This is a genomic window from Bacteroidota bacterium (assembly GCA_016213405.1).
In the GTDB taxonomy this organism is placed as follows: Bacteria; Bacteroidota; Bacteroidia; order Palsa-948; family Palsa-948; genus Palsa-948.
In genome coordinates, this window is the sequence record JACRAM010000088.1 from 83,398 (window position 1) to 98,328 (window position 14,931).

Annotated in this window: 15 protein-coding genes; 7 read left to right on the plus strand and 8 right to left on the minus strand. The window is 40.0% G+C overall.

Annotation, left to right across the window (positions count from 1 at the left end; genetic code table 11):
• Positions 1-3: 3 nt before the first annotated feature.
• The 6 genes from HY841_10910 to mraZ all read right to left on the minus strand — a co-directional run bounded on the left by HY841_10910 (position 4) and on the right by mraZ (position 6,859).
• Positions 4-1,257 (minus strand): phospho-N-acetylmuramoyl-pentapeptide-transferase, encoded by a 1,254-nt coding sequence (locus HY841_10910; protein ID MBI4931263.1) that lies wholly within the window; start codon positions 1,255-1,257, stop codon positions 4-6.
• Positions 1,257-2,777, minus strand: coding sequence for a UDP-N-acetylmuramoyl-L-alanyl-D-glutamate--2,6-diaminopimelate ligase (locus HY841_10915; protein MBI4931264.1), 1,521 nt, complete (start codon positions 2,775-2,777; stop codon positions 1,257-1,259). The genes HY841_10910 and HY841_10915 overlap by 1 nt, the downstream gene beginning before the upstream one ends.
• Before the next feature lie 85 nt (positions 2,778-2,862).
• Positions 2,863-4,998 (minus strand): transpeptidase family protein, encoded by a 2,136-nt coding sequence (locus tag HY841_10920; protein MBI4931265.1) that lies wholly within the window; start codon positions 4,996-4,998, stop codon positions 2,863-2,865.
• Between the two features lies 1 nt (position 4,999).
• Positions 5,000-5,416 (minus strand): hypothetical protein, encoded by a 417-nt coding sequence (locus HY841_10925; protein ID MBI4931266.1) that lies wholly within the window; start codon positions 5,414-5,416, stop codon positions 5,000-5,002.
• 79 nt (positions 5,417-5,495) lie between these two features.
• Entirely contained in the window at positions 5,496-6,395 is a 900-nt protein-coding gene (gene rsmH, locus HY841_10930) for a 16S rRNA (cytosine(1402)-N(4))-methyltransferase RsmH (protein MBI4931267.1), read from the minus strand.
• A 5-nt stretch (positions 6,396-6,400) separates the two neighbouring features.
• Entirely contained in the window at positions 6,401-6,859 is a 459-nt protein-coding gene (gene mraZ, locus HY841_10935) for a division/cell wall cluster transcriptional repressor MraZ (protein ID MBI4931268.1), read from the minus strand.
• 273 nt (positions 6,860-7,132) lie between these two features.
• On the opposite strand from mraZ, the gene HY841_10940 reads away from it, so the two are divergent.
• Together HY841_10940 and HY841_10945 are read left to right on the plus strand one after the other, a co-directional pair.
• Complete coding sequence (locus tag HY841_10940) at positions 7,133-7,990, plus strand: glycerol acyltransferase (protein MBI4931269.1); 858 nt, start codon at positions 7,133-7,135, stop codon at positions 7,988-7,990.
• Between the two features lie 36 nt (positions 7,991-8,026).
• Positions 8,027-8,959, plus strand: a complete 933-nt coding sequence (locus tag HY841_10945) for a GNAT family N-acetyltransferase (protein ID MBI4931270.1) — start codon at positions 8,027-8,029, stop codon at positions 8,957-8,959.
• Between the two features lie 71 nt (positions 8,960-9,030).
• Here HY841_10945 and bshB1 read toward each other — a convergent pair whose 3' ends face one another.
• On the minus strand, positions 9,031-9,738 hold the full coding sequence (bshB1, locus tag HY841_10950; GenBank protein MBI4931271.1) for a bacillithiol biosynthesis deacetylase BshB1: 708 nt from the start codon (positions 9,736-9,738) through the stop codon (positions 9,031-9,033).
• Between the two features lie 61 nt (positions 9,739-9,799).
• Positions 9,800-10,345, minus strand: a complete 546-nt coding sequence (locus HY841_10955) for a glutathione peroxidase (protein ID MBI4931272.1) — start codon at positions 10,343-10,345, stop codon at positions 9,800-9,802.
• A 92-nt stretch (positions 10,346-10,437) separates the two neighbouring features.
• Between HY841_10955 and HY841_10960 the strand changes: the two genes are divergently transcribed.
• From HY841_10960 to ccsA (HY841_10980), 5 genes are all read left to right on the plus strand, one after another.
• The gene (locus tag HY841_10960; protein ID MBI4931273.1) at positions 10,438-11,094 is read left to right on the plus strand and encodes a heme exporter protein CcmB; all 657 of its coding nucleotides are present in this window, start codon (positions 10,438-10,440) and stop codon (positions 11,092-11,094) included.
• A gap of 39 nt (positions 11,095-11,133) precedes the next feature.
• Positions 11,134-11,793, plus strand: coding sequence for a cytochrome c biogenesis protein CcsA (gene ccsA, locus HY841_10965; GenBank protein MBI4931274.1), 660 nt, complete (start codon positions 11,134-11,136; stop codon positions 11,791-11,793).
• Positions 11,790-11,999, plus strand: a complete 210-nt coding sequence (locus tag HY841_10970) for a CcmD family protein (protein MBI4931275.1) — start codon at positions 11,790-11,792, stop codon at positions 11,997-11,999. The genes ccsA (HY841_10965) and HY841_10970 overlap by 4 nt, the downstream gene beginning before the upstream one ends.
• A 6-nt stretch (positions 12,000-12,005) precedes the next feature.
• Positions 12,006-12,392, plus strand: coding sequence for a cytochrome c maturation protein CcmE (locus tag HY841_10975; protein ID MBI4931276.1), 387 nt, complete (start codon positions 12,006-12,008; stop codon positions 12,390-12,392).
• Positions 12,393-12,474: 82 nt separating this feature from the next.
• Complete coding sequence (gene ccsA, locus HY841_10980; protein ID MBI4931277.1) at positions 12,475-14,919, plus strand: cytochrome c biogenesis protein CcsA; 2,445 nt, start codon at positions 12,475-12,477, stop codon at positions 14,917-14,919.
• Positions 14,920-14,931 lie beyond the last annotated feature (12 nt).

The following is a 14,931-nucleotide window of genomic DNA, read 5'->3' on the forward strand; positions in this document are numbered from 1 at the left end:
GCATTACCTCAGTTTCAGTGTTACAATTGTCATTATCGCGAGCATGATTCCTATGATCCAGAAGCGTGAAACAATTTTTGATTCGTGCATTCCTATTTTCTGATAGTGATGGTGAAGCGGAGACATTTTAAAAATCCTTCTTCCTTCTCCGTATTTTTTCTTGGTGTATTTGAAATACGCCACCTGAATCACCACCGATAAATTCTCTATTAGAAAAATTCCGCAGAGGATGGGAATCAATAATTCCTTTCTAACTGCGATCGCAAACACAGCGATGATTCCACCGAGCGCAAGACTTCCGGTGTCGCCCATAAAAACTTGCGCGGGATATGCGTTGTACCAGAGGAAACCTACGCATGCACCAATGAGAGCACTCGCGAACACCACTAGTTCTCCCGTGTGGGGGATGTACATAATGTCGAGATAATTTGCGAAAATGATATTGCCGGATACATAGGCAAAAACGGCAAGCGTTACTCCGATGATGGCGGAAGTTCCTGTCGCCAGTCCGTCAATTCCATCGGTGATGTTCGCTCCGTTTGAAACTGCGGTGACAATTATGATTACAGCGAGGATGTAAATTATCCATGTGTAGTCGCGCATTTTTTCTCCGAACAGGGACATGATGGAAGAATAATTGAACTCATTATTTTTTATGAAAGGAATAGTTGTGTTTGGCAATTTTCTTTCCAGCATGTAATGGATTTTTCCCTCTGTGTCGGTGACTTCTTCCACCTTCGACTGGTCAACTTTTGCCAGAACATCTTTTTGAATTTCTACTTTGGTTTGGATATCAGGATGGAAATAAAATACTGTCCCGACAATTATTCCGAGACCAACCTGCCCGATTATTTTGAATTTTCCAGCCAGACCTTTTTTATCTTTCTTGAAAACTTTTATGTAATCGTCAAGAAATCCTATGAGACCGAGCCACACTGTTGCCACGAGCATGAGGATGACATATATATTGTGAAGCTTCGCGAAGAGAAGCGTTGGAATTATTATCGCGGAAAGAATGATAAGTCCTCCCATCGTGGGAGTTCCTTGCTTTTGTTTTTCTCCCACTAATCCGAGGTCGCGGATGGTTTCTCCTACTTGTTTTCTATGCAGAAGATTGATGATTCTTTTTCCGAAGAGAAGAGAAATGATAAGCGAAGTAATCACTGCCATCGCTGAGCGGAAAGAAATATACTGGAACACTCCCGCTCCGGGGAAGTCGTAATGTTTGTGCAGATATTCAAATAAATAGTACAGCATTATCCAGCGAACATTTCTAAGTTTTCAATTAATATTTTTACATCGTCAAACGGGTGCTTCACTCCTTTTATCTCCTGATATTTTTCGTGCCCTTTTCCAGCAACAAGAATTATATCTCCGCCTGAAGCGAGCGAACACGCAGTTTTTATTGCTTCTCTCCTATCGGTGATTGACAAAACTTTTTTCTGCTGCGTGCGGTCAACTCCTTTCTGCATTTGGCGAATTATTTCATCTGCGTCTTCGCTTCTTGGATTATCAGAAGTGAGAATTACTTTATCGCTTTCATCACAGGCGATCTGAGCCATCACCGGTCGTTTTAATGCGTCACGGTCTCCACCGCAACCAACCACGGTGATGATTTTTTCTTCATTCATGCGGATTTCACGGATTGTTTTTAAAACATTCAGAAGCGCGTCAGGCGTGTGTGCATAATCTACTATTCCAACAATTCCGCTGTGAGATTTTATTTGCTGGAATCTTCCGTCAACAGAACTCAGTGCGCTGAGAGCAGTGAGTACTTTTAATTTTTCCTGTCCTAGTATAATTGCTGTTGCGTAAACTGCCAGAACATTTGAGGCGTTGAAGTTTCCGATGAGCTTGGTCCACATTTCAGAACCATCCATGTTCAACAGCATTCCAGCGAACTGACTTTCCATTATTTTGCACTTGAAATCAGCGGAAGATTTCAGCGCATAGGTTTTCTTTGTTGCATTTGTATTTTGCAACATCACCATTCCGTTCTGGTCGTCTTTGTTTACCAGAGCGAATGCACCATTCTCTAATCCGTCAAAGAATTTCTTCTTTGCTTTCAGATATTCTTCAAAAGTTTTGTGATAATCAAGATGATCGTGCGTGATGTTGGTGAAAACTCCACCTATAAATTTTAATCCTGAAATTCTTTTCTGCACAACCGCGTGCGAACTCACTTCCATAAAACAATACGTACAACCTTCAGCCATCATTTGGTTCATCAGCCTGTTGAGTTGAATTGGATCTGGAGTTGTATGAGTTGCAGGAAATGAAGCCCCTCCTAAATCCTCCCCTTTAGGGAGGACTTTCTGAGGAGGAGTAATTTTATATTCGACTGTGGATATTAATCCTGCACCAAATCCAAGTGAAACAAAAAGTTTGTATAGAAGAGAAGTTATAGTTGTTTTTCCATTCGTGCCTGTGATTCCAACCAGTTTTAATTTCTCGGAAGGGTTATCATAAAAGTTGGAAGCAATGATTCCTAGCGCAGACTCGCTGTCGCTTACCTTTATATATGTGGCCTCACCCACAGCCCCTCTCCCAGTGGAGAGGGGAGTTGGAATTTCTTCGCATACAATGGCAATCGCTCCGGAAGAAATTGCTTGTGAAATAAATTTATGTCCATCACTCTGAATTCCTTTTACAGCGATGAACAAACTTCCTTTCTCCACTTTCCTGGAATCAAAACAAATGGAAGCAACATCAATATCAGTTGAACCAACGACTTCGACAAGTCCTGCTTTGTATAATATGTCTTTCAGTTTTTTCATTATTAAAAAAGATTCAAACGGATAAATTCGGATTCAGACAGAAAAAATTCGTTTGAATCCGCAGTAATCAGTTTACATCTGCATTTCATGACAATTCCAGAATCAATTCTGTTCCTTTGTAAAATTTTGTTCCTGTATTTATTGACTGCCTTTTAATCGCACCGCTTCCGATGATTTTCACTTTCAGTCCAGCGTTTTCCAATAAATAGAGCGCGTCTTTCAATCCCATTCCTGTTACATTGGGCATTACATTTTTTGTGAGCGAGAGATTGATGTTGTTGTCAATCACAAACGCGGATGAATCCCTCTCCACAACATTCACATATTCCGCAGTGGAAGTATTTGCATTCGCGGAAAGATTCAAGTCGGAAATAACCGTTTGAATATCTTTTCGTGAACCGCCTTTGATGGATGGAGTTTTTGTCTCAGCGATTTGATTTTCTTTTACTTCGCTGTGGATGTCAAGAAGCGTTGAATAAACTTTGTCAGCAATTTCTTTGAAGATGGGCCCCGCCACAGCGTTGCCGTAGTAAACTCCTTCGGAAGGCGCGTTCACCACCACAATGCAGGAATACTTTGGATTGTCTGCAGGAAAATATCCAACGAAAGACGCCTGATATGTTTGACTATTATTTCCTTTTTTATTTCCGTAACCGCCACCGCCTTTTGCAATCTGCGCTGTTCCGGTTTTGCCTGCGATTTTATAATCGGCATTTTTCAAATTCATTGCTGTTCCTTCAAGAACAACTCCTTCCATCATCTCTTTTGCTTTTTGAATTGTGGAAGCTGACGCAACATGCGGATGAATTACTTCGGGAGAAAATGCTTTTAGCGCTTTGCCTTGTCTGCGCACTTCTCGAACGAAACGTGGTTTCATCATCACGCCATCGTTTGCAACAGCATTGTAGAAAGTGAGAATCTGCAGTGGAGTTAATCGCAACTCGTATCCGAAAGCCATCCAGGGAAGAGAAACTTTCGACCACCTTTTATCTTTCGTGGATTTTATATCAGGACTTCCAGAACCAGCTATGTCCAGTTCCGGATTGAGATTGATTCCCATTTTGCAAAGACGGTCAATAAACTGTTGAGGATTTTTTCCGTAGTTAGCATAGATAAGTTTTGCAGTACCTACATTGGATGAATGCTCAAACACTTGCTTCACAGAAATTTTTCCAAGCCCTCCTTCGTGAGAATCTTTTACTTCCTGTGTGAGAAATTTCCATCTGCCGTTTCCTGTATTAACCGTGTCATCCAAATCAAAATATCCGTCTTCCATTCCGGCCATCAGCGAAACCAATTTGAAAGTGGAACCGGGTTCTGTGCTCTGCCCGATTGCGTAATTGTAATTTTCACTGTAAGTTGCGGTGTCAATCTTCGAGAGGTTTGCAATCGCGCGTATCTCGCCCGTCTTCACTTCCATCAGCACCACGCAACCCCAGCCCGCCTGGTGTTTTTTCAATTGTTCGTAAAGCGCATTCTCCGCAACATCCTGAATATTTATGTCGAGCGTGGAAACAATATCAGAACCGTCCTGCGGTTCAACTTCGTTCTCATCATTCACGGGCATTTCAATTCCGCCCGCAATTTTTCTGACGAGGCGTTTTCCTCCTATGCCGGTAAGTTGAGTATTGTAAGAACCTTCTAGCCCTATAGGCTTTGCAGTTTCTCTGTTTGAACCGATTGTGCGCGAAGCAAGGAGTTGGAAAGGAAGTTCGCGTTTGCCTTTCTGAGTTGTAATCAATCCTCCTTTAAATCTTCCTTTTCTGAAAAGTGGAAATGTTTTTAACTGCTGAAGTTCTTTGTAAGAAATATTTTCGCGAAGCATGTAATATCGGTCGCCAGAATTTTTCGCACTTACAAGGAGTCGCTTGTAGGAAGATTTTGTTTTGTCAGGAAATAAATTCGCTAGGCAGAGAGAAAGCGAATCAAGATTGTCGTCAAAAATTTCATCGGTGATAGCGTCCGCGCTCATATCCACCGCCACATCATAATAAGGAAGAGAAGTGGCGAGGAGCTGACCGTTCACATCGAAAATATTTCCGCGCATGGCTTCAATGTTCGCGTAGTGAAGCGTGAGTTCATTCGCGCGCTGTTTCCAGAATTCTCCTTCGCTGAACTGAATTTTTATAACTCTCGCTATGATAAATCCCGCAATCAGAAAAATAAATAAGTAGACTAAATAAATTCTCCACAGTATATCTTTTCTTACGTCTAAAGCCATATCAGTTTTTGTTTGCTGAATTAGATTTTACCTGCACAACAATTTTTTTCGGAGGAACCGTAGATTCTTTCAGCCCGAGCGGAGCAGACGCGTGCGCCACTTCGCTCTGGTTGCTCATAAACATGAGTTCAGATTTCGTAGTGATGTATTCCGATTTTAGTTCTTTTAGCTCAGCGTTAATTTGGCTTATCTCACGCACAGATTTCTCTGCGTAGTAGCCGTTGGCGATGTAGCCAACACCGATAAGAGTTAAAAAAATAATGAAAGGCAGTTGATGAATTACATTGTCTTTTGAAAGGAAATTACCGCTGAAAATGTTGAGGAAGGAGCGGGCGATTTTGCTGGGCTTTTTTGACGAAGCCCTTGTCCCGACTTTTGTCGGGATGGGTTCTTCTTGCGGTTCTTTAAACTTATTCATACATTAAATCCAGATTCAAACTGATTTATTTGGATTCAAACGGATTTATCTGTCTGAATCCGTTTTTCATCCGTGTACATCATGTTTTTTCTGCTATTCTGAGTTTTGCACTTCTTGCCCTGCTGTTCTGCTCTATCTCTTTTTCACTCGGCACGATTGGTTTTTTGTTTATCGTTTTAAAAGGTGCATTCACATTTCCGTAGATGTCTTTTTCCAATTCGCCTTCGAAGTTTCCAGACCTGAAAAAGTTTTTTACCAATCTGTCTTCAAGCGAGTGATAAGAGATAACTGCTATCCTTCCGCCTGTCTTCAAAACATCTTTACTTTGAATCAGTAATTCTTTCAGCGCGCTCAGTTCATCGTTCACTTCTATCCTCAGTGCCTGAAAAACTTTTGCGTAGAACTGATTTTCTTTTCCTCTGTCAGCACAGTTTGCAATCGCTTTTTTCAAATCATTCACGGTTCTTATGCTGTTTCGGTTCGTCACAATTTTTTTCACGACTTGACTTGCGTTTCTCAGTTCACCGTACTCTCTGAAAATCTTTTTCAAATTTTCTTCGGAGTACGTTTGGATGATTTCACTTGCTGTCGTTCCGCTTTGCTTTCCCATTCTCATATCGAGAGAAGAGTCAAAGCGTGTGGAGAATCCTCTTTCCGCAGAATCAAACTGGTGCGAGGAAACCCCAAGGTCAGCAAGCAATCCGTCAATCTCAGTCACATTGTGCGCGAGGAGAGAACTTTTTAACTCGGAAAAATTTTTTCGGATGAGCGTGAAGCGTTTGTCATCAATCGCATTCTTCACAGCGTCTTCATCTATATCAAACACAAACAGTTTTCCAGTCGTCAAGTGTTTGAAAATTTCCCGCGAGTGTCCTCCACCGCCAAAAGTTGCGTCCACATAAATTCCGTTTGGTCGGATGTGCAGGGCTTCAATACAAGAATTCAAAAGAACAGGAGTGTGATAGGCACCTTCCTTCATCCGCATCATTGCTTTTTTTCCTTATTACCCATCACCTTCTCAGCAAGAGAAGCCATGTCAACTGATTTATCTGAAATCATTTTGTTAAATTCTGCAAGCGACCATATCTCAATCCGGTCACCGAAAGCGTAGAACACAATTTCTTTTTTGATTCCAGCGTGAGCAATCAGGCGCTGAGGAAGAAGTAACCTTCCCTGCCCGTCCAGCATAACTGGAGTTGCTCCGCTGTGAAATCTTCTGTAAAAAGTTCTTGCGTCTGTTTCAAAAAGATTGAGCTCGCTCAGTTTGGCAGAAACTTCCTTCCATACATTATCAGGATAGAGATTGATTTGCTTTTCAAATCCGCGGTTGAGAACATATTTGTCAGATTCTCCCGCAGGCAACTGACGCTTAAGAGCAGAAGGAAACAGCACTCTTCCCTTTGCATCAACAGTTGCTTCAAATTCACCAATTAAACTGGTCATAGATTTTAGGAGTTCTCCGGATTTTTTTTGATGCGACAAATGTAAAGATAATTTTACCACAAAATCCCACTATGTTGATAATTTTATCAAATTTATTTGATTAATTTAAACAATTATTTTTAATTCTTCTATGAAAAATATAATAATATAAAGGTGGTAAAAAATGGGATTTTTATGTTAATAATGTGTTAATTAATGTTTATTTAATGTTAATTGCATTTTTTGTGAAACAATCGAAACACAAACACTTACATTTGCAGAGAAGAAATAATTATGCCGAAGAAGATTGATGTTGATGCTGTATTCCGAAGCAAGAATGCTTCACTGTATAAATTACTTCCCGGATTTATTTTTTCTTACCTGAAAAAAATCATTCACCAGGATGAAGCAAATCATTTTCTTGAACGCAATGAGAATAACTATGGATTTGATTTTGTGAAAGAGGTAATTGCTGAATTCGGAGTAAAAACAAAAGTGATAGGAATAGAAAATATTTCTGCAACAGGCGGCTGCATTGTAGCGTCCAATCATCCGCTGGGCGGCTTAGACGCGATGGCATTGCTTAATGAAGTTGGCACAGTGAGAAAGGACATAAAGTTTTTTGTAAATGACATTCTCCTCAACTTAGAAAATTTGAAAAATCTTTTCGCGGGAGTAAACACAGGAGGAAGAACATCGGCAGAGGCGCTGGCAGAAATTGAAAAGGTTTTCGCTATGAATATTGCCGTGTTTACTTTTCCAGCAGGGCTTGTTTCGCGCAAGCAATTTCCCCATGGCATATTCGGGAAAGCGGTGATAGAGGATCTGGAATGGAAAAAAAGTTTTATCTCACGCTCAAAGAAGTATAAAAAGAATATAATCCCGGTTTTTATTGACGGCAGAAATTCAAACTTCTTCTACAATCTTTCACTCTGGAGAAAATTTCTCGGCATTAAAGTGAATATTGAAATGCTTTACCTCGTGGATGAAATGTACAAACAACACAATAAAACAATTACCATTATATTTGGAAAGGAAATTCCCTTCGAAACATTTGACAAGAGATTTACAGATGTGCAATGGGCGGAGAAAGTGAAACGACATGTTTATGAGATGAGAAAGCAAAAAAAGAGTTTACAGTTTACGGTCTAAGGGTTAAGGTTAATTATATAATTTGTCATTCTATTAATGAAACCAATAATTCCTCCTGTAGAAAAAACACTCCTGTTGAAAGAACTGACGAAGGAAAGATTTGTGCGTGATACGAATTACGGTTCAAACGAAATTTATGTGGTAGCGAATAATGATTCTCCAAATGTGCTGAAGGAAATCGGAAGATTGCGCGAACTCTCTTTCCGTGCGGGAGGAGGAGGCACAGGATTGGAATGTGACCTGGATAATTTTGACACCGATAAAATTTGCTATAAGCAATTGGTGGTATGGCATCCTGAAGACAAAGAAATTATTGGCGGCTACCGATTCATACTCATCCGTAATGCGGAGAAAGACGAAAAAGGTTTTCCTAAGCTTTCCACTTCGCATTATTTTAAGTTCAGTGATACATTTGTGAAAGAGTATGCACCCTATACGATTGAACTGGGGCGTTCTTTTGTTCAGCCGATGTATCAACCCAGCGCGGGAAATAGAAAAGGACTTTTTTCCCTTGATAATTTATGGGATGGGCTTGGTGCCGTTCATGTTGATAATCCGGAAATAAAATATTTATTCGGGAAAGTAACTATGTATAAGGATTTCAATCGGCAGGCGAGAGATATGATTCTTTACTTCATGGATTATTATTTCCCTGATGCCGATAAACTGGTGGAACCTCTTCATCCGCTGCCCTTCGATACAGACATTTCAGCATTTAAAAGACTTTTCAATAAAGACATGCCTTACAAAGAAGCGCACTCTATTCTCAACCAGAGCGTACGCAAACTCGGAGAAAACATTCCTCCGCTTATTAATTCATACATGAACATTTCTCCGAACATGAAAACGTTCGGCACTGCGGATAATCATGATTTCGGAAGCGTGGAAGAAACAGGAATTCTTGTCACCATTGCTGACATTTACGACAGCAAAAAGGAAAGGCATATAATATCGTATAGCAAAAAATAAACAACCTGATAACCACTCTTATTGACGGAAAGGAAATTACTATAAAAGGAAAATAAGTTTAATAGGATAATTCAAATAATCACTTGCTTCCAGTGCAGAGTTCCGAAGAGGAAACCCTCTCCATACCGAACACCAATTTTTTTTCCGTGCTCTTCGCATCTTTTCTTCAAAAGGTTGAAAAACTCAGGACTGGAGATAAGTGTTTCGGGTTCTTTTGAATGAGGATTATAAAACTGCGAAGCAAAAGCAGATATAGTCTCCATCTTTTTTTCAAAATGCGCAGATATATCTATAATAAAATCGGGCTTGTGAGGATTGAATTGAATGTAATGATATATCGCCTTTGGTCTCCATGCCTTCTGCGATTTTTCCTTCAACAAAGTTTTAATCTTAGGAAGCCCAGCTAGAAAACATGCATCAGAAACTAATTGTGCCCCACGCCCGTGGTCAGGGTGGCGGTCAATGGGTGCGTTGACAATCACTACATCGGGCTGATACTGGCGTATCTTCTGAATGACTTTTAGCTGGTGATTTTTATCGTTCAGAAAAAAGCCATCAGCCATTGCCAGGTTTTCTCTCATAGAAACTCCAAGCATTTTTGCTGATACTTCGGCTTCTTTCTTTCTTGTTGCAGCCGTGCCTCGTGTTCCTAATTCTCCGCGAGTAAGGTCAATGATTCCAATCTTTTTTCCATCTTCAATATGTTTGAGAATAGTGCCTGCACAACCAAGTTCCACATCATCGGGGTGAGCACCAAAGGCGAGGATATCGAGCTTCATAGGTTATCGGTAATCCGTAATCAGTGACCGGTAACCGATTACCGATAACTGGTTACACGTTCTATCTATCCATTATCCAGTCAGTAATAATTTTATCATTCGGTTTAATCTTGGAATGAAGATATCCCTGCCATTCTCCGTTTTCACTTATCATGAATTTATTGAAGTTCCATTTCACATCATTATCCTGAACTCCGTTCTCATCTTTTTTCTGAAGCCAGCTATATAATAGACAAATATCTTTTCCTTTCACGGCAATTTTTGCCATAATAGGAAAAGTAACTCCATAGTTTTTTGAGCAGAAGGTTTTAATTTCAGTTGGAGTGCCTGGCTCTTGTCCGTTAAAATCGTTGCAGGGAAAGGCAAGTATTACAAAGTTGCTGTCTTTGTAATTTTCATAAAGCCATTCTAATTCTTTATACTGCGGAGTATAACCGCATTCGGATGCCACATTCACAACTAAAATCTTTTTGCCTTTGTACTTATGTAAATCAATATCATTGCCGTCAATGTCTTTTACCTTGAAGTCATAAAAGATTCTTTTATTTTGAGAAAACGAAATGGTTGCGGTGATGATTGCCACAGTAAGTAAAATTATTTTTTTCATAGGAATGATTTTGATGAACGAAGATAGGAAAATTTCAGGTTACAGGTTTCAAGTTTCAGATTGAAAACCAAACTTATTCGTAATTTCGTCTTATGTTCAGAGAAATTTCAGCTCTCATCCAGAAAGAACTTCTCATTGAGTGGAGACAGCGTTATGCGCTCGGAGGAATTTTGCTTTATGTGGTAGCCACTGTGTTCATCTGCTATCTTTCTTTCAAAAATGTGATTGAAGTAAGCGTTTGGAACGCTTTGTTTTGGATAATCATTTTGTTTGCCTCGATTAATTCTATAGCTAAAAGCTTTCTGCAGGAAAGTCGCGGGCGAATGCTTTATTATTATACCCTCACAAGTCCGCAGGCATTTGTGCTTGCAAAAATTATTTACAATTCTATTTTAATGTTAATCCTCTCGCTGATCTGTTTTGGATTTTATTCTTTATTCATGGGAAACATTGTGGAAAATCTTCCGCTCTTTCTTTTAATCATCGTGCTTGGCTCCATCGGAATTTCATCTTTGCTCAGCATGATGTCTGCCATCGCGTCCAAAGCTCACAACAACTTTACTATTATGGCGATTCTCTCCTTCCCTATCATCATGCCGATTCTTATAGTAATAATTCGACTGTCTCAAAACGCGATTGATGGAACAGATTTTTATTACAACCTCAAATATTTTGGCGTGCTTTTCTCTTTAGATGTAATTGTGATCGCACTTGCTTACTTATTATTTCCTTACCTTTGGAAAGATTAATCATCGAAGTACGAATCTATACGAACTTACGAACTACGAATGAAGAACAACTGGTGGAAAATAATTTGCGTTTTATTTTTGCTGCATACTGTCATAGCCGGCTTTCTGGTGGATGTTCCGCGTTTGCCCATTTTGCACGAAACAATCCGCAATCAATTCTTTCATGTGTGTATGTGGTTTTCAATGATGATTTTGTTTACGGTTTCAATTGTTTTCAGCATTCGCCATCTCTCTTCCGGAAAACAGGAACATGATATCATCGCTTCTGAAGCAACGAACGTTGGAATTATGTTTGGCATTCTTGGTTTGATTACAGGAAGCATTTGGGCGCGATTCACCTGGGGCGCGTGGTGGACGAATGATGTTAAACTGAATGGAGCAGCGATTACCATGCTTACGTATTTTGCTTATCTCGTTTTGCGCAATGCGTTCACGGATGAGCAAAAGCGCGGAAAAGTTTCTGCTGTGTATAATATCTTTGCGTATGTAATGATGTTTGTTTTCATACTCATTTATCCGCGCATGAGCGATTCGCTTCATCCCGGAAACGGAGGCAATCCCGGTTTCAGCAAATATGATTTAGACAATACTATGCGCATGGTTTTTTATCCCGCTGTCATCGGCTGGACATTGCTTGGTGTGTGGATAATGACTTTAAGAATAAGAATTCAAAACATTAAACTGAAAACAGATTTATGAAAAAAATTATCTTGTCTTTGCTCTTGACTCTTGTATCTTGCTTCTGCTTTTCTCAGGAAGTTGAAATGGCTGACGGGCTTCGTTCTGAAGGGAAAATTTATGTAGTGGTTTCTGTTCTCGTAACTATACTGCTAGGATTAATATTATATTTAATAATGATTGACAGAAAAGTTTCTGATATAGAAAAGAAATTAAAACAAAAATAAATATTTATGAAACGTTCTCATATAATAGGAATCATTTTAATAGCGGTCGCCATTGGAGCCATCTTCGCTTCGTTGGGAGATGCCAGCACGTATGCAACATTTTCTGTTGCTCAAGATCATGAAGGCAAAGAGTTTCATGTGGTGGGAAAACTAGATAAATCAAAAGAAATGGTTTACACGCCTGAAAAAGACCCGAACCTATTTGTCTTCTATATGAAAGACAGCGACAGCACCGAAAGAAAAGTTACCCTTCATCAGGCAAAGCCGCAGGATTTTGAACACACCGAACAGATTGTGGCTATTGGAAAATGCGTGGGCAATGATTTTCATGCGAGCTCTGTGCTGATGAAATGCCCTTCCAAGTATGTTGATACAAAAAAGCAGCAAATATAAATTTCTTGCTTCCTTTTATTTCTTCCACTTCATTCATTGTCGCTATATTCGTAATTCGATTTAATTCGTAATTCGTAGGGAAATGCATTACATCGGAGAACATCTTTGGGCTGGGCAACTCGGAAACATTTTAGTAATTGTTTCATTTGTTGCTGCGCTTCTTGCTTCGCTCTCCTATTTTTCTGCGGCAAACGCTGAGCCAAATTCCGCATCGGAACTTTCCTGGAAAAAAATTGCGCGCATATCTTTTCTCTTTCATTCTCTTTCTGTTTTCGGAATGGTGGGCGTGCTGTTCATCATGCTCATCGGACATTATTTCGAGTATGAATACATCTGGCATCACTCCAGCAAAGAAATGCCGTTGCAATATATTGCTTCATGTTTCTGGGAAGGACAGGAAGGCAGTTTTCTCCTATGGATTTTCTGGAATGCTGTGATCGGAACATTTTTGATGAAACGCTCGAAAGAATGGGAATCTCCTGTGATGGCAACTGTTTCTCTCGTGCAGGTGTTTCTCTGCTCCATGCTTCTCGGTGTTTTTGTGTTGGATTATAAAGTTGGAAGCAATCCGTTCTCTGTACTTCTGCGCGAGCATCCCGATTTCAAAAACCTTCCCTTTGTTCAGAATGAAAATTATCTTGAAAAACTTGACGGCAGAGGGTTGAATCCTCTTCTGCAAAATTATTGGATGGTGATTCATCCTCCGACTCTTTTTCTCGGTTTCGCATTGACTGTGGTTCCTTTCGCCTTTGCAATTGCAGGTTTGTGGAAGAAAAAATATAATGAGTGGCAGCCCACCGCTTTACCGTGGACATTTTTTGGAATCATGATTCTCGGTACCGGAGTTTTGATGGGTGGCGCATGGGCATATGAAGCACTTTCGTTCGGAGGTTTCTGGGCATGGGATCCTGTGGAAAACGCATCGCTGGTTCCCTGGCTCACGCTCGTGGGCGCAGGACACGTGATGATGATTCATAAAAACAAAGGGCAATCTCTCTTTGCAACTTTTTTTCTTTCGCTCATTGCTTTCATTCTTGTTCTATACGCCACTTTCCTCACACGCAGCGGAATTCTGGGAGACAGTTCCGTTCACGCCTTCACCGATTTGGGAATGTCCGGACAATTACTTTTATATCTTCTCTTCTTCGTTCTCGTTGCAGTTGTTCTTCTCGTTCTTAATTTCAAAAAACTTCCCAAACACAAAGAGGAAGAAAGTATCTGGTCGCGTGAATTCTGGATGCTTATCGGAGCACTGATACTTTTGATTTCGGCTTTTCAGATTTCACTTACCACTTCCATTCCCGTCATCAATAAAATTTTCGGAACACACCTGGCGCCTCCTGCCGAGGGAAAAGCATTTCAGCATTATCACCAGTGGCAGATTCCATTTGCAATTTTGGTTTTAGTGATGATTGCGGTTGTGCAATTTCTTAAGTACAAAAAAACTGACTCAAAAGTGTTTCTGAAAAATATTTCCATTCCGCTTGGGATTTCATTGGTGATTGCTCTGGCGGTTAGTTTTCATTTCGACTGGCTTTCAAGCGGAAGAACTATTTTTTATGCTGTACTTTTATTTGCCTGCCTGTCAGCCATCTTAGCAAACATTACATATTTCATAAAAATATTGAAAGGAAAGTTCGACCATGCAGGCGCTTCCATTGCACACGTTGGTTTCGGCATGATTCTTCTTGGCGCTATGATTTCTACTTCTCGGAGCGAAAAAATTTCAGTGAACCAGAAAGGAGATGTGGAAATATTCGGAAAGGATTTCTCCAATAAAGAAAATATTCTTCTCCAGAAAAACGATACAGTAAAAATGGGAAATTACTCTTTGACTTACAAGGGCAACCGGCAAGAAGGAGTAAATATATTTTATGATGTGGAATATCTGAACAAAGATGAAAGTGGAAAATATTCCAGCGCCTTCACGCTCAGCCCGAGAATTCAAATCAATCCTAGAATGGGAAATGTGGCTGAACCGGACACGCGGCATTTTCTTACCCGGGATATTTACACACACATCACCTATGCTGATTTAGAAAGCGCGGGAAAGCAAACAACTGCATCTGACGAATACAAAGAACCTCACAACAATAACATTGCAAAAGGAGATACATTCTATACTGCTACAAGCATTGTTGTGTTTGAGGGATTGACAACAAAAATTGATAAAGAAAAACTCGGCATTACAAAATCGGATATTGCTGTTGGAGCTCAACTAAAAATTCTTGATGTGTACGGAAAAACTTTTGATGTCATGCCCGTATATTACATCACCGACAGCGTTCCTAATACCATTGAAGCAAAAATAGATGAACTCGGTTTGAAATTTGCTTTCTGGCAGATAAATCCTGAAACAAATAAAGTGGATATTTCTGTTTCAGAAAAACAATCAGGTAAAAAAGATTTTATCGTAATGAAAGCAATTGTGTTTCCTTACATCAATGTTTTGTGGATGGGTTGCATCATCATGATCATCGGAACACTTCTTGCCATCCGGCACCGTCTGAAAAGAAATAAAGAATGAAGTTCGACCCCA